The organism is Halodesulfurarchaeum formicicum, assembly GCF_001886955.1.
Taxonomy (GTDB): Archaea; Halobacteriota; Halobacteria; order Halobacteriales; family Halobacteriaceae; genus Halodesulfurarchaeum; species Halodesulfurarchaeum formicicum.
This window is the reverse complement of record NZ_CP016804.1, coordinates 1075836-1090797: the sequence shown is the minus strand read 5'-3', so window position 1 is coordinate 1090797 and position 14962 is coordinate 1075836. Positions and strand designations below refer to the sequence as shown.

General features: G+C 60.0%; 12 protein-coding genes and 1 pseudogene. 8 read left to right on the top strand and 5 right to left on the bottom strand.

Features of this window, described 5'->3' with window-relative positions:
• Positions 1 to 55: 55 nt before the first annotated feature.
• On the bottom strand, positions 56 to 2341 hold the full coding sequence (locus HSR6_RS05725) for a PAS domain S-box protein (RefSeq protein WP_071933082.1): 2286 nt from the start codon (positions 2339 to 2341) through the stop codon (positions 56 to 58).
• 333 nt (positions 2342 to 2674) lie between these two features.
• On the opposite strand from HSR6_RS05725, the gene HSR6_RS10900 reads away from it, so the two are divergent.
• Together HSR6_RS10900 and HSR6_RS05715 are read left to right on the top strand one after the other, a co-directional pair.
• Positions 2675 to 2803: an SHOCT domain-containing protein gene (locus HSR6_RS10900; RefSeq protein WP_157754378.1), complete on the top strand. Its 129-nt coding sequence runs from the start codon at positions 2675 to 2677 to the stop codon at positions 2801 to 2803.
• 64 nt (positions 2804 to 2867) lie between these two features.
• Positions 2868 to 3263 (top strand): MoaD/ThiS family protein, encoded by a 396-nt coding sequence (locus tag HSR6_RS05715; RefSeq protein WP_070364994.1) that lies wholly within the window; start codon positions 2868 to 2870, stop codon positions 3261 to 3263.
• Between the two features lie 8 nt (positions 3264 to 3271).
• Here the strand turns inward: HSR6_RS05715 and HSR6_RS05710 are convergent, their stop codons facing one another.
• Positions 3272 to 3442, bottom strand: coding sequence for a DUF1059 domain-containing protein (locus HSR6_RS05710; RefSeq protein ID WP_083258861.1), 171 nt, complete (start codon positions 3440 to 3442; stop codon positions 3272 to 3274).
• Positions 3443 to 3632: 190 nt separating this feature from the next.
• Between HSR6_RS05710 and HSR6_RS05705 the strand changes: the two genes are divergently transcribed.
• From HSR6_RS05705 to ilvD, 4 genes are all read left to right on the top strand, one after another.
• Complete coding sequence (locus HSR6_RS05705) at positions 3633 to 3893, top strand: hypothetical protein (RefSeq protein ID WP_071933081.1); 261 nt, start codon at positions 3633 to 3635, stop codon at positions 3891 to 3893.
• Positions 3894 to 4052: 159 nt separating this feature from the next.
• Entirely contained in the window at positions 4053 to 6212 is a 2160-nt protein-coding gene (gene katG / locus HSR6_RS05700) for a catalase/peroxidase HPI (protein ID WP_070364992.1), read from the top strand.
• 218 nt (positions 6213 to 6430) lie between these two features.
• A complete protein-coding gene (locus HSR6_RS05695) occupies positions 6431 to 7624 on the top strand; it encodes an MFS transporter (protein WP_071933080.1) in 1194 nt (397 codons plus the stop codon).
• Between the two features lie 64 nt (positions 7625 to 7688).
• Positions 7689 to 9422 carry a dihydroxy-acid dehydratase gene (ilvD, locus tag HSR6_RS05690; RefSeq protein WP_070364990.1) on the top strand — a complete coding sequence of 578 codons (1734 nt, stop codon included), beginning with the start codon at positions 7689 to 7691 and terminating at the stop codon, positions 9420 to 9422.
• Positions 9423 to 9434: 12 nt separating this feature from the next.
• Here the strand turns inward: ilvD and HSR6_RS05685 are convergent, their stop codons facing one another.
• Both HSR6_RS05685 and HSR6_RS05680 read right to left on the bottom strand, forming a co-directional pair.
• Entirely contained in the window at positions 9435 to 9917 is a 483-nt protein-coding gene (locus HSR6_RS05685) for a class I SAM-dependent methyltransferase (protein ID WP_158514141.1), read from the bottom strand.
• 158 nt (positions 9918 to 10075) lie between these two features.
• Positions 10076 to 10972: a prenyltransferase gene (locus HSR6_RS05680; protein WP_071933079.1), complete on the bottom strand. Its 897-nt coding sequence runs from the start codon at positions 10970 to 10972 to the stop codon at positions 10076 to 10078.
• 249 nt (positions 10973 to 11221) lie between these two features.
• Here HSR6_RS05680 and HSR6_RS05675 point away from each other — a divergent pair, with 249 nt between their 5' ends.
• Positions 11222 to 12244: an NADP-dependent oxidoreductase gene (locus HSR6_RS05675; RefSeq protein WP_071933078.1), complete on the top strand. Its 1023-nt coding sequence runs from the start codon at positions 11222 to 11224 to the stop codon at positions 12242 to 12244.
• Positions 12245 to 12364: 120 nt separating this feature from the next.
• Here the strand turns inward: HSR6_RS05675 and HSR6_RS05670 are convergent.
• Positions 12365 to 13634: pseudogene (locus HSR6_RS05670) on the bottom strand (RNA-guided endonuclease InsQ/TnpB family protein).
• Between the two features lie 266 nt (positions 13635 to 13900).
• Here HSR6_RS05670 and HSR6_RS05665 point away from each other — a divergent pair.
• A complete protein-coding gene (locus HSR6_RS05665) occupies positions 13901 to 14953 on the top strand; it encodes an NAD(P)-dependent alcohol dehydrogenase (protein ID WP_070364986.1) in 1053 nt (350 codons plus the stop codon).
• Positions 14954 to 14962 lie beyond the last annotated feature (9 nt).

Genomic DNA, 14962 nt, shown 5'->3' with positions numbered 1-14962 from the left:
ATTCGGACAAAATTGCCGGTTATGGGTAAGCAGCGAGCCCAATTGTGTGGGCACCTCAGGAGCGATCCACATCGACTCCCGTGATCTCGAATCGAGCGCCGCCGGATTCGCTCTCGGTGACGGTTAGCGTCCAGTCATGTGCGTTCGTGACTTGCTCGACGATACTCAATCCGAGGCCGGTCCCGTCAGCCGCAGTCGAATATCCGATTTCGGCAATCGATTCCCGCTCGGGCGGTGGAATCCCTGGGCCATCATCGGCGACGTAAAATCCGTCTTCGAGATCGCCGACCGTTACCGTGACCGTGGGCCCGGCATGCTCGACGGCATTTCCCAATAGGTTCTCGAACAACTGTCGAAGCCGGCTGCGATCGGCGGCGATCGCTTTGTGTGTCGTAACCTCGATCGATGCCTCCCTGGTTTCGATGGTGTCCCAGCTCTGTTTGACTACCGTCTCGATATCGACGGACTGTTTCTCCCCGACGGTGTCTCCCCGGCGAGCGAGTTCCAACAGGTCCTCTATCAGGTCGTTCATCCGGGTGAGTGATTGCTCGATCGGTTCGAGGTGATCGCTCTCACAGTCGACTGCGAGCAGTTCCAGACGGCCCTCCGCAACCATAAGTGGGTTCTGTAGATCGTGGCTCACGACCGACGCGAAGCGTTCGAGTCGATTCTCGCGGGCCTTTCGCTCGGTTATGTCCCTCGCGACGCTCAGAATCGCCTGTTCGCCCTCGTAGGTGATTAGGCTGGAACTGATTTCGACGGGGATCTCCTGGCCAGATTTCGTCCGGTGGATCGTTTCGAAGACCTGTTGTTCGTCATCGGGCATGCCCTCGATCAACGCGGCGATCTCCTGGTCGGACATTCCCACGTCGAGGTCTTGTGGAGACATTTCTCGAAGCTCGGCTTCGGAATAGCCGAGTGTCTCCACTGCGGTGTCGTTCGCGGTGATGAACTGACCCTCCTGGCTGATCACCCACACGCTGTCGTTCATCCCGTTGATCAGTTCCTCGTACTCGTCGCGAGCTTGCTCCAGTGCTCGTTCTCGCTCTTTCTGGGCCGAAATGTCCGTGTACCACACGTAGGAACCCTCGATCCCTGCTTCGTCCGCCCCGTACGGAATTAGTTGAAAGAGAAACTCCCGTGGCCCAGCTTTCGTCAGTCGAGTCACTTCCCCCGTGATCGATTCTCCGGATTCGGCTCGTTCTTTCCGCTCGACGTGGGTCTCGATCTCGTCTTCGGGGATGAGAACCTCGTTGACGGGTTCACCGATCAGATCTTCCCGTGGATACCCGAAAACGCCCTCGAACGCCGAATTCACGTCCGTAAAGCGATGTGTGTCGTCCTCGGCTGGCCGTGAGGCCGCAATCGGTGTCGGGGCGTTCTCGAAAAGGGCCGTCCGCCGGTCACGCTCCTCTCGCAGTCTCTCCTGGATGGTTGCAGCGTGAATCGCGTGCCCGATGTCTGTTCCGAGCTCGGAAAGCAATTCTCGGGGCGCTCCTTCGAACGGCCACTGGGTATCCGAATAGAGCACGAGCACTCCATACGTACTCGTGTCGGTGGCCAGCGGCACTGCCGCCATTGCCTCGAATCCCTGTTTTGAGGCGGCGGTCTCCCATGGCCCGCCCGGATCGACTCCATCGGTTCGAACTTCGATCGTCCCTGTCTCGATAGCATCCTGGACGAGGCCCCCTTCGCTCGCAATCTGCTCGGCGTCCGGGTTCGTCTCGGATATCTGGATCGATTGGCAGTTGCCGCTCGTTCGGGGACGAAGTTCCCGGCCACTCTCGACTGTCTCACCGACCCAGACCGCGTCGAACGGACTCTCAGCGGCCATGGTTTCACAGATCTCCTCGCTGATTTCCTGGCGGGATCGCGCGCGGATTAACCGCTGGTTCATCTCCCGGCGCATGGTTCGTAACCTGTCGAGTTGCTCCCGGCGATTTTCGGCGCGACGTTCGGCGACGGCGTTTACGATTCGGGTGGTCAGTAACCCGTCCTCGTCCGTGGCCGGGCGTCTTTGGACGAGGGCGGTCACACCTGCTGTGGCCGCTTCTTCGGCGACCGCTTCGGGCCCGTCTTCGGTGTACAGAACGAACGGAAGCCCGGGATCCAGGTTCCGAATGTCCCGAAATAATGCCAGTCCGTTCGATTCGGGGAGCGCGTAGGTGGAGACCACACAGTCAAAATCGTCCCCAGAGAGGGCATCCAGCGCCTCGGTGACGGTTGTCGCGATCTCGGTCTCGAACGGTGAGGTCGCTGTACCTAGATTCTCAGCACTTGGGACCCCAAAATCGGGATCGGCAACGAGAAGGACTCGAATGGGGTGAGAGGGGACGTCCATTGCTGGTAGCTGGTAGGTTCTGTTGGTGCGCCTGTAGTACTTTCCCCAAACCGGGGGCTATCGTGATACTAGAAAAGCTCCGGGACGGATGGGGGCAATCCCGGAAGCATGGCAGGCAAAGCGGGGGTGAGGGGGGTGGGCTCGTTCGGGCATTGAGCCCGTTTCTAACTAACCGTTCATTCAGCCATAAGCTTTCTGTTCACCCTGGGTTCCTCTTCTACCTGGTTCTCGGGCTTGTTCCCATGGCAAGGCAATGTAATATTGCCAATTGACACGGCACCCTCCATTGGGCGGGTACCGAACCGCTGAAAACAGGGATACGGAATTCCATCGGTGGCACACTCGACAGGGGCACCCAAGACGGACGAAGAGCGGATCGAGGACCTCAAGGACCGATTCGTGGCTGGCGAACTCTCGAAAGAGGAGTACGAAAAACGCCTTGAAGTGCTTTACAACAGCTAAGCGGCCGGACGTACCCGAATATGTTCGTCGGGCATCCTTTTCAGTCTGAAGCCCTCCGACCAGTATGGAACAATCTGACTGGGGCGGCGACCTGACGAAGACCACGACCGTGACGGTTCGCTGTACCGGCCACGTTCGCGATGCGGTGGGGGCCCACGAACTCACCTACTCCTTTCCCGGCGACACCCTTGGAGATTTTCTGTCGGCCTTTTTCGAGGAGTATGACGTCGAGGAGTTGGTGCTAGCGACGACGCCCGAAGAAGAGACCACCGATGGATGGGCTGACCCGCCTGAAAAACTCCCTGGTACCTGGCGGAAGAATCCACCAGGCGAACGGACCCGTCGGTTCGCTCGGATCACGATCAACGGGACGTTCAACGTCCATCTGGACGGGTTCCGGACGAAACTGGAAGCCGAGGATCGGGTGGCGATGATGAACCCCTTCGTCTTTTGCTTCTAAGCTGAACCTCACTCGACTTCGACGGTGTCCATTCGGTCCCGCACTCGTTCGTCACTCGGGGGCGTTTTCCCGTGCTCGGTCGCTGCGTGTCGTTTCACCTGAGAAATGACCTCCGCTGGGTCTGCTGCCCGGATCAGGAACACACAAGCGGGGGCCTGACACTCGAACTGATATGCCATGATCGGGTTTTGGGAGATGACCGGTTACTCCTGCTCCCGAACATCTTCGACAGAACGGCTTCCAAGGTCAGTTTTGGTTTGATGTGCTGTTGAGGAAGCCCCTTCGAGGTGACCCCCGGGATTGTCACCCGCTGGCAAACCCAATCACTTTCCCATCGGTCTTACCTTCGAACTGGCCGTCTCTGCTGATATGAAGCGCCCAGATTGTGTCGACGAGATGCCCCCGCACACACAGATGGTCTACGAGACGCTTGCGAAACAATCGGTCATGACCCAGGCAGAGCTCCTCGACGCGACTCGTCTCCCCTTCCGAGTGGTGCGTGATGCGATTTCCGACCTTCACGATGCCAACGTGATCGAGGAAGACATCTATTCACACGGCAGGCGACGTCTGTATCGACCGAAAACTGCGGAGACACGAACTGCTGACGAACGGGTCGCAAGCGTCTGAATCCGCCGGGGGATTAGAGATCACAGCTTCCGAATCGGGCTCACTTGCACGACCACTTCGAGAACGCCAATCCTCTCTCTGCTTCGAGATATCCCGATCCTTGCTACCTCACGTACACTTTAGTATCGCCCGGCTGTTGTTATCTTAGGGCATACGCTAATGGCAAACGATACCCACAAGTTCGGAACGAGTGACTGGTGGCCGGAGCAGCTGAATCTGGAGATTCTCGATCAGAACGCACAGTCGGTCGACCCCTACGGCGAGGAGTTCGATTACGGCGAGGCCTTTGCGGAACTCGATTTCCAGGCGGTAAAAGACGACCTGGAAGCGGTAATGAAAGACTCCCAGGAGTGGTGGCCGGCGGATTACGGTCACTATGGCCCGCTTTTCATCCGGATGGCGTGGCACAGCGCCGGCACCTATCGAACCTCCGACGGTCGTGGCGGCGCGGCCGGCGGCCGACAGCGTCTGCCACCGGTCGATAGCTGGCCAGACAACGTGAACCTCGACAAGGCTCGCCGGTTGCTCTGGCCGGTAAAACGGAAGTACGGCCGTAAACTTTCCTGGGCGGATCTGATCGTTCTTGCCGGCAACGTCGCCCTCGAATCGATGGGATTCGAGACCTTCGGATTCGCCGGGGGGCGTAAAGACGATTACCAGCCCGACGAAGCCGTCGACTGGGGGCCGGAGGAGGAGTGGGAGGCAACCTCCGAGGAGCGGTTCGACGAGGAGGGGGACCTCAAGTGGCCCCTCGGGAACACCGTGATGGGGCTCATCTACGTGAACCCCGAGGGCCCAGACGGGGAGCCTGACCCCGAGGCCTCTGCCAGGAACATCCGCGATTCGTTCGCGAAGATGGCGATGAACGACGAGGAGACAGTTGCACTCATCGCCGGTGGACACACCTTCGGGAAGGTTCACGGGGCGGCTGATCCCGAGGAGCACATCGGTCCCGAGCCTGCGGCGGCTCCAATCGAGAAACAGGGCATGGGCTGGGAGAACGATTACGGCGAGGGCAAGGGCCCGGATACGATTACCAGTGGCATCGAAGGTCCATGGAACACCACGCCAACCCAGTGGGACATGAGCTACGTCGACAATCTGCTGGAATACACGTGGTGGCCCGAGAAGGGGCCCGGCGGCTCGTGGCAGTGGACCACACAGAACGGCGAGCTTGACGATGCCGCACCGGGGGTCGCCGATCCGTCGGACACGGAGGACGTGATGATGCTGACGACCGACGTCGCGCTCAAACGGGACCCGGAGTACCGGGCCATTCTGGAACGCTTCCAGGAGGACCCCAGCCGGTTCCAGGAGGCCTTCGCGAAGGCGTGGTACAAGCTTATCCACCGCGACATGGGCCCACCGGAACGGTTTCTCGGACCGGAGGTTCCCGAAGAGGTGATGATCTGGCAGGACCCCACACCAGCGGCCGACTATGACTTGATCGGAGATCAGGAGATAAACGAGCTCAAAGCCGAACTACTGGACTCGGAGCTCTCCATCTCACAGCTGGTCAAAACTGCCTGGGCGTCGGCAGCGACGTACCGCGACAGTGACAAGCGAGGTGGCGCGGACGGCGCTCGCATCCGCCTCGAACCCCAGAAGAACTGGGAGGTCAACGAACCGGCGGCCCTGGAAACAGTCCTTCAGACTCTCGATGGGATCCGGACGGAGTTCAATGATTCACGGTCGGACGACGTTCGGGTGTCGCTGGCCGATCTAATCGTCCTTGGCGGTAACACGGCCATCGAACAGGCGGCTGCGGAGGCAGGCTACGATATCACCGTCCCGTTCGAACCGGGCCGGACCGATGCGTCACCGGAGCAGACCGACGTCGAGTCTTTCGAGGCACTTCGACCGACCGCCGACGGGTTCCGAAACTATCACGGGGACGGTGCCGAACGCAAGCCCGAAGAACTCCTGATAGACCGGGCAGACCTGCTGAACCTGGCTGCCGACGAAATGACGGTCCTTGTGGGTGGCATGCGTGCGCTGGGCGCGAATTACGAAGATTCGGATCTGGGGGTCTTCACTGACGAACCGGGAACGTTGACAAACGACTTCTTCGTGAACCTGCTCAGCATGGACTACGAGTGGGTGCCCGTCTCCGAATCCGAGATCGAGTTCGAACTCCGTGACCGTGAAACGGGCACGGTCGAGTGGCGTGGATCCCGCGTGGATCTGGTCTTCGGTTCGAATGCACGACTCCGGGCAACCGCGGAAGTGTATGGCAGTGACGACGGCGAGGAGAAGTTCGTGGAAGACTTCGTGACTACCTGGCACAAAGTGATGACTCTCGACCGGTTCGACCGGTAGAAGTTCACTGGGTCGCCCCGGCACATATCGTCGTCCGCTGTCGGTCGTTGGTGGGTACACGGCCGAAGCGTGCGAAATGAATGGGTCGGAACGGAGCCGAAAGAACAGGTGGGTCTCGGTGATTGCACAACTGTCTTTTCCCTCCCCATGAAGTCTGGGACAGGAGTTGTCCGTGTGAAGATGCTACTAACCGGAACCGTTCGCTTGGCCGCAGTTCCATGAGCGAGCGCTCCCGTCTGGCCCTCGTAGTTTGGAGTGTCCTCGTCTCCCAAGTATTCCTGTATCCAGGGCTCGACGAGACGGTTGTTGCGCTCGGTGGGAGTGGTGGGATCCTGGACGGAACGTGGTTTCTCGTCGCGGAGTTCGGTGGCTTCGTCGTCTTCGCCGTTCTCTGGGGCGTACTCAGCGACGTGCTGGGATCACGACGCCCGCTCGTCGTGCTGGGCGCACTCGGCGGCGCGGGCAGTTACGTTGCCGTCGCACTTGCTCCGTACCTGGGCCTTGGATTCGGGTTCGTCATCCTACTGCGGTTCGTCGGTGGGGCATTCACCATCGGAGCGTTCTCGCTGTCGATCACGAAACTCATGGATCTCGGTGGTGGTCACGGGCGGAACATGGGTGCTGCTGGCACGGCTATCGGATTTGGTGCGGCATTGGGGTCGATTGCTGGCGGGCAACTCGCGAGTGTCGGCCCGCTCGTCCCGATATACGGTGGCGGGGCCCTTCTTGCCGGTGCCGCGGTGCTTGCAGCCACGATTCCCGACCGTGGAGCCGGGGGCGGCCTTCCGGTTTCTATTGTAATCGATCGGGTCCGTTCGTACCCATCCCTTCTCGTGCCGTTCGCGTTCGGATTCATCGATCGGTTGACAGCCGGCTTCTTCGCCCTGGCCGGTGTGGCGTACTTCAGAGACGCGTTCGGCCTCGACCCGGCTCAGGCAGGCCTCACCCTGACATTGTTCTTCGCTCCCTTTGCGCTCTTTCAGTATCCGGCCGGGTCGCTCTCCGATCGAATCGGCCGGTTCGTTCCGGTCGTCGTTGGTTCGATTCTCTATGGCATTTCGATCATCGCTGTTGGCCTGGCACCAACGTACACGGCTGCGGCGGGCCTCATGGTTGTCGTTGGTCTGGCCGGTGCGCTCGTGTCGCCCGCCACGATGGCCCTGGTCACCGATATCGTGCCTGCGACGGAGCGTGGTGCGGCAATGGGCGGATTCAACGTGTTCGGGAGTCTCGGAATGTTCGCCGGGTTTCTGATCGGCGGTACGGTCACGGATCTGTACGGCTACCTGGCAGCCTTTCTCGCCAGTGGGGGTCTGGAGTTGGCCATTGCTCTTCTCGCGTCGCGGGCCGTGTATCGGATTTCGTTTTCCGATCGGGCGCAGAGTCACGCCGGTTTTGTCGAGGAGATGTAGTCCAAAATGACCTGTTTTCGTGGGTAACGCGGTCTTTTAAATATCGTGAGGGAGTTGCTCTCGTATGCCAGACCAGGGAGATTCCGACCTGTTCCACTACGAGAAGGACCCCTCGTTGCCGAGCAACGAGGTCGTCCAGGGCGCCGAACGGGCCCCACATCGGGCGATGTTTCGGGCCATGGACTACGACGACGAGGACCTGGCCTCACCGATGATCGGCATCGCGAATCCGGCCGCTGATATCACGCCGTGTAACGTCCATCTTGATGCTGTCGCCGAGAGCGCACGGGAGGGTATCGATTCGGCGGGTGGGATGCCCATCGAGTTCGGCACTATCACTATTTCCGACGCCATCTCGATGGGCACGGAGGGGATGAAGGCGTCGCTGATCTCCCGTGAATTGATCGCCGATTCCGTCGAACTGGTCGCCTTCGGTGAACGGATGGACGGCCTGGTCACACTGGGTGGCTGTGATAAGAACATGCCGGGCATGATGATGGCCGCGATCAGGACTGACCTCCCCGCGGTCTTCCTCTATGGCGGATCGATCATGCCGGGCGAACACGACGGTCGGGAAATCACGATCCAAAACATGTTCGAGAGCGTCGGGGCGGTCAGCTCCGGCAAGATGGAACCGGAGGAACTGGACCGGATGGAACGAGTGGCCTGTCCGGGACCGGGGTCCTGTGGTGGGATGTTCACGGCCAACACGATGGCTTCGATCGCGGAGACACTGGGGTTTGCACCGCTGGGGTCTGCCTCGCCACCAGCCGAACACGACTCCCGGTACCAGGAGGCCGAACGCGCCGGTCGACTGGCCGTGGAAGTCGTCTCGGAACGACGCCGCCCCTCGGACTTTCTAACCCGGGAATCCTTCGAAAACGCCATCGCGCTCCAGGTTGCGGTCGGCGGGTCGACCAACGCCGTGCTACATCTACTCGCGATGGCCGCCGAAGCCGGTGTGGACCTCGACATCGAGACGTTCAACGAGGTGAGCGCTCGCACGCCGAAGATCGCTCACCTCCAGCCAGGGGGGAGCCGCGTCATGAACGACTTGCACGAAATCGGTGGCGTCCCCGTTGTTCTATCAGCCCTGCACGACGCTGGTCTGCTCCATGGAGAGGCTATGACCGTGACGGGTCGGAGCCTCGCGGCGGAGCTCGATCGGATCGATCCACCGTCGATTGACACACTTGACGTTTCCTTCTTGCACCCCGTCGAGGATCCGATTCACGAGCGGGGAGCGATTCGAATTCTCACTGGCAACCTCGCGCCGGATGGTGCGGTCATTAAAATCACCGGAAAGGATCACCTTGCCCACGAGGGCCCAGTCCGTGTTTTCGAGTCGGAGGAGCCTGCGATGGAGTACGTCGAGGCGGGTCAGGTCGAATCTGGGGATGTCATCTGTATCCGGAACGAGGGTCCGCGAGGTGGCCCGGGAATGCGCGAAATGCTCGGCGTTACCTCGGCCGTTGCCGGCCAGGGCCACGCCGATGACGTCGCTCTGTTTACTGACGGTCGGTTCTCCGGCGCGACTCGGGGATTCTCGATCGGGCACGTGGCTCCCGAGGCGTTCGTCGGGGGCCCGATTGCCGCGCTCGAAGACGGCGATCAGGTCCGAATCGATATCGACGAACTCGAGCTATCGGTCGACCTGACACCGGCGGAGATCGAGGACCGGCTCGACGATCACGATCCCGAGCCAACGTACGAGAACGGTGTTCTGGCGAAGTACCATCGGGACTTCGGGTCGGCGGCCAACGGGGCCGTCTCGAATCCTGGCGTCCAGTGGGACTAGCCAAATCAGGGTTTACTGCTGTTTGGCTTTCGCCACGAGTTTGAACGTGTTGTATCGTTCTTCGGCCTCGAGGACCTCAAAGAACTCCGAGACTGCCTCGGCGGCACTCGCTGCCGTGTAAAGCTTTTCCCGTGGTGGGATGTCATCTGTCTCGGCGTTCTGACTCCAGTCGATGACGATAAGCCGCCCGTCTGGACCGAGCACCTTCTGGAACGTGGCGAGTGCCTTTTCGAGGTCGATCTCGTGCAGGGAGAGAATCGAGACGATCACATCGGCGTGCTCGATTTCGATTTGGGCGGCCCGCGAGAGGACGAGTTCGACGTTCTTCGGCACGCCCTTCTCCCGGTAGAACTCGTGCATCCCCTCCTGGAAGTCGACGGCGTAGACTTTCTCGGCTCGAATCGCCATGTCGTCCGTGAAAAAGCCAGTCCCTGAGCCAATGTCGATCACTGTATCCCCGTCGCCGATAGCGCCCAAAAGCTCCTCCTGGGACACGATTCGACACCTGGTTTTGTCCTCCAACTGTGCTGCTTTTTCAGAATCGAGAATATGCTCGTCCATCGCGGTCACTGTGTCCTCTACCGGCGTCTCGTATTTCACCCTTGAGGAGTCGGCACGACCGGCTCGGCGAACGAAAATCGACACGAACGGACTCACCAGGGGAGTGAAATCGCCCACGCCCCCGCCACGATGACGAGACTGAGCCCGCTGACTATTGTTCCGTATGCAGCGGTGACGATCACGGCCATTCGCGATGCCGCCTGTTGGTCTCCAGATCGGGCCCCAGCAACAGGACTCACGCCGACGAGACAGATGACAGCCGCGACGGCGAGCCCGATCATGCCGGCACCCGGGAGGAGCTGCTCTAGTGTCCACACGCCAACGGCACACCCCAGGAGAAACGCCACGAACCCGATGTCCACGACGCGCCGGGCACCCAGTCGGACCGCCAGGGTCCGTTTACCGGTCCGGCGATCACCGTCGATATCCGGTAGCGTCGTCGCGATGTTCATCCCGAAGGTAAGCGGGACGAGGGTCCCGAGAATGGGCAGGATGTCCTGCGTGGCAGTCCCGCCCTGGAGCAGGAATCCGAACAGCGGGACCAGAACCCCGGCCAGAACGACGACTGTCAGTTCCCCGAGCCCTCTGGCGACGAATCTGGCTGGTGGCGAAGAGTAGGCCCACCCCAAAGCGATGGCGAGAAAGACGACACCAAGTAGCAGGGGTCTGAACGCAACCATGGCAAGCACACCAGTCAACCCAAGAGCTAGCAAGACGGCGGCACGGCCCAGCCACAGCGCGAACTCGTCGTAGAGATCGTATTTTACGAGGGCTCCACTGCCGCCTGTGAGCAGAGAGGAAGCCGCGGTCCGATCGGTCTCGCGGTCGTGGTACTCGTTGTAAAAGTGAGTCTGCAATTGGATCGACAAGACGACCGCCAGCCCGATGAAAAACGGGACGACGGCTAGTGCCCGTGGGTCCCGGGCAGCCCCCAATGCACCGACGAGATAGAGTGGGATCGTCCCGAGCAGAAAATACGGGCGAGCCATGGCGATCGCTGCCCGGACGGAAATGCGAGTTCGGGTCCATAGGTCCGATGCCGTCCCGGCTGACGAGTTCGACACTGTGAACCTCTGTTCGACAGGGACGGTAATGACCCTTTCACAGGCGGCAGGACGGATGCAACGGGGCTTGACTCCGGACCAGTTGACGACATTGGCAATTGGTTGCCCAGTGCGTTCCAAACAGAAGATTTCGGCCGGGGGAACCGGTTTCAGTGCGGGAACCCAACTCCATATATGTCTCACTCGAACCGCGAATGGGTGTTTGCTCAGCGGCCGTCTGGCGAACCTGACATGGACAGCTTCGAACTCCGAGAGGGCGAGGTGCCGGAGCCACGATCCGGCGAACTCCTCGTCCGCGTTCACTATCTCTCCGTCGACCCCTACATGCGGGGGCGAATGCGGGACACCGAGTCGTATGCTGAACCCTGGAACATTGGCGACCCGATGGAGGGGGCCGTTGTTGGCGAAGTCACCGAAAGTAACAGTAATGCATACGACGAGGGGGACCTCGTGACTGGCATGGGAACCTGGGCGGACTACAGCGTTCTCGACGCCGACAGTGTCACTCCAGTCGATCCATCGGTCGCAGATCTGCCGGCCTACCTCGGGGTCCTCGGCATGCCTGGTCGGACCGCGTACTTCGGGCTCCTCGAAGTCGGTGAGCCCAAGCCTGGTGATACCGTTGTCGTCTCCGGGGCCGCTGGCGCGGTTGGGTCTGTCGTCGGCCAAATCGCGAACTTGAACGGGTGTCACACCGTTGGCTTTGCGGGTTCCGACGAGAAAGTCGAGTGGCTCACCGAGGACCTCGGTTTCGACGCTGCAATCAATTACAAGGCGGTCGATGATTACGGTGCAGCACTCGACGAGGCCGCCCCGCAGGGGGTCGATGTCTACTTCGACAACGTCGGCGGGCCGATTACGGACGCGGTATTCACGAAACTGAATCTCGATGCTCGTGTTGCGGTCTGCGGACAAATCGCTCACTACAACGATGAGGGTGTGCCGACTGGTCCGCGGAAACTTCCGCAACTTATCCCCGTGCGCGCGAAAGTCCAAGGGTTGCTCGTGCACGATTACATAAGTCGGTTCGAAACGGCCGACGAGCAACTCGGTAAGTGGGTCGCGTCCGGCGAAATCAAGCACCGTGAAAGTGTCGTTGAGGGGCTCGAAAACGCACCAAACGCGTTCCTCGGCCTTTTCTCCGGGGAAAACATCGGGAAACAGGTCGTCGCGGTTTCCGGACCTGTGGACCGTTGATTGAATTACGTTTCGCGTTGGCACTAGCACAGTTCACTGGAGTCAGTTCGGAGAAGGCGGTGGGAAACCAGTTGACATCCTCCCCGCCCTGAAGGGCGAGGATTCCCGAGCGTTGGGATATTACGGTTTGCAACCAACCTGTTCGCTCGGTGCGAAACGCCCCGAGGTTTGGTTGAACAGGTAGGCTACTGGCCGTGCCAAACGACCGTTACTCATATCCCCCGTAGGAGGACTCTGAGTTATCTTTCTGCGAATGTTTACCGCACCATTCACGTCTGCGTTCATCGTCGCTCCGCACGATTCACAGACGTACAAGCCACGCTCCACGCGATTCGCCTCACGCTTCCGCCCACAACACGAACACGTCTTCGACGTGTTTCGCTCGCTTGTGCGGTCTACGAGGATTCCGTGTTCCTCGGCCTTGTATTCGAGCAACGTGGTGAACCGGTCGAACTCCCATCCGTGGAGTTTCTTGTTCCCACTTCGGCCCCAATTCCGCGAGTCACCGTTCTCGTCCTCACGAATCCTACTCAAGTCGCCGATGGCGATGCGACCAACCTCGTGGTCGATGCACTGCTCAACGACGTGTTTAGCGAGTGCATGAAGGAAGTGGTCTTTTCGACGCGAGAGTTTCTGACGGGCACGAAGCACACGACGTGACGGGCCGTTCTCGCCCTCTGTATCGTACTCGTCACGGGTGAAGTAGTGCTTGTCCTGTTTCAGCACGTTTCCGGGGTACAACTCGGCATCACCGTCGTCGTAGGCGATAGCGAGGTAGTTCTTGATACCGAGGTCGATGCCCGCCGTGTTGTCACCGGGTGCATCCTCGGCGGGGATTTCGACCTTGCAGACGAGGTGGAGTTCCCAACGGTCGCCGTTCCACACGGCCCGAACTTGTTGGATGTTCTCCACGGTCACGTCCGGTCGCGTCTCGTATTCCGCGAGAATGAAGTCCGAGCGGTGCTGTTTGAGGTTGAAGCCCTTGCTTAGACGCAGTTGATTGTGCTTGGCGTCGTGCTTGATTCCTTTCTGCTTCCACGTCACGGTGGAACGCGGGTGTTCGTCGCCGTGTTTGCGGTAGCCGGGTGGGTTGGCGTTCTCGTCTCCGCGTTGGCGTGCTTTGTACCAACTGGTGAACGACTCAGCAAGCTCTTCGAGAACTCGCTGACTTGACTGAGAATGGAGGTCACTGTATCGTTCGTGTTCCTTGAGTTCGGATTTGAGTTCGCCGTCGTCGGGGATTTCCCCGCCCTTATCCCATCGGCCTTGCGTGTAGTATCGGGCGACGTTCCACAGTTTCGACGCTGCGAACCCGCAGTCATCGAGGTCGTCGCTCACCTGTTGGTGATTGACGATTTTCCCCTCGATATGTGCGAGTTGTCTCCAGCATCGGACTGTGCTCATAACCAATTATAAGGAATTGTGTATTAAGGGTGACGACTGGGCGTGGAATATCCGGCAGTGCCATCGAACGTGGTTAGTTGAGGCGTTGTCGGCTGTATCCCCGCCCTGAAGGGCGGGGTTTTAGCCTTGAAACTTCCATAATGATGAATTCCGATCATCAATACGCCACGTTCTCTCCGTTCTGGACAGAGTTCTAACATTTCCTAACATTCATATAAATAGTCCAATATTATGTTAATGGGGAAATGTAATATGAGAGCATTTGTCATGGCAGAGATCGGGGAGACAGACATCATCGAAAAAGAGCGTCCGGAACCGGGACCGATGGACGCGATTTTGAAGCCGACCAAGGGGCTGATCTGCACGTCAGACACCCATACAGTTCATGGTGCGATCGGCGAGCGCGAAGACCTCACGCTCGGTCACGAGATCGTCGGCGTGGTCGACGAAGTCGGCGGGGAAGTCACGGATTTCGAACCGGGGGATCGGGTCGTTGTGGGTGCGATCACACCCGACTGGAACTCGGAGGCCGCGCAAGCCGGACACCCATCCCAGTCAAACCAAGCACTCGGCGGGTGGAAGTTCGCTAACGTCAAGGACGGCACGTTCGCGGAGTACGTGCATGTCAACGACGCCGATGGGAACCTCGCGCACATTCCCGACGGCGTCACGGATCACGAGGCTGCTTACACGACGGACATGATGTCCACTGGATTCAGAGGGGCTGAAAACGCCGACATTCCGATGGGTGGCACGGTCGCCGTCTTCGCGCAGGGTCCAGTCGGCCTCATGGCTACGAAAGGGGCTGTACTCCAGGGCGCGGGCGAGATCATCGCCGTCGAAACCGTTCCGGAGCGCCAAGAACTGGCACGCGAGTATGGGGCCGACCACGTCGTCGACTTCGCAGACGAGGATGCGGTCGAGGCCATCATGGAATTAACCGATGGCAAAGGCGTCGACTCGGCCATCGAGGCTCTTGGGGCCGACCAAACCTTCCAGGACGCCATCAAGGTCACGAAGCCTGGAGGCACCGTCTCGAACGTCGGCTACCACGGCGACGGGGAGTTCCGCCACGTCCCGCGTGAGGAGTGGGGCGTCGGCATGGCCGAGATCTCGATCGTTACCGACCTCTGTCCCGGTGGTCGCCTCCGCCTCAAGCGCCTGCTCCGACTTCTCGATCAGGGCGTCGTCGATCCCACCAAGATGACGACCCACGAGTTCGACTTCGAGGATATCGAGGAGGCGTTCTGGCTCATGGACGGGAAAGAGGACAACGTCATCAAACCACTCGTCAACTTCGAGTGAAACTGTAAG

Excerpts from the sequence above, each read along its gene's own strand:
- ilvD (WP_070364990.1), top strand. The coding sequence starts at position 7,689 with ATGCCAGACCAGGGAGATTCCGACCTGTTCCACTACGAGAAGGACCCC.
- HSR6_RS05715 (WP_070364994.1), top strand. The coding sequence starts at position 2,868 with ATGGAACAATCTGACTGGGGCGGCGACCTGACGAAGACCACGACCGTG.
- HSR6_RS05705 (WP_071933081.1), top strand. The coding sequence starts at position 3,633 with ATGAAGCGCCCAGATTGTGTCGACGAGATGCCCCCGCACACACAGATG.
- HSR6_RS05695 (WP_071933080.1), top strand. The coding sequence starts at position 6,431 with ATGAGCGAGCGCTCCCGTCTGGCCCTCGTAGTTTGGAGTGTCCTCGTC.
- HSR6_RS05710 (WP_083258861.1), bottom strand. The coding sequence starts at position 3,442 with ATGGCATATCAGTTCGAGTGTCAGGCCCCCGCTTGTGTGTTCCTGATC.
- katG (WP_070364992.1), top strand. The coding sequence starts at position 4,053 with ATGGCAAACGATACCCACAAGTTCGGAACGAGTGACTGGTGGCCGGAG.
- HSR6_RS05680 (WP_071933079.1), bottom strand. The coding sequence starts at position 10,972 with ATGGCTCGCCCGTATTTTCTGCTCGGGACGATCCCACTCTATCTCGTC.
- HSR6_RS05675 (WP_071933078.1), top strand. The coding sequence starts at position 11,222 with ATGTCTCACTCGAACCGCGAATGGGTGTTTGCTCAGCGGCCGTCTGGC.
- HSR6_RS05665 (WP_070364986.1), top strand. The coding sequence starts at position 13,901 with ATGAGAGCATTTGTCATGGCAGAGATCGGGGAGACAGACATCATCGAA.
- HSR6_RS05725 (WP_071933082.1), bottom strand. The coding sequence starts at position 2,341 with ATGGACGTCCCCTCTCACCCCATTCGAGTCCTTCTCGTTGCCGATCCC.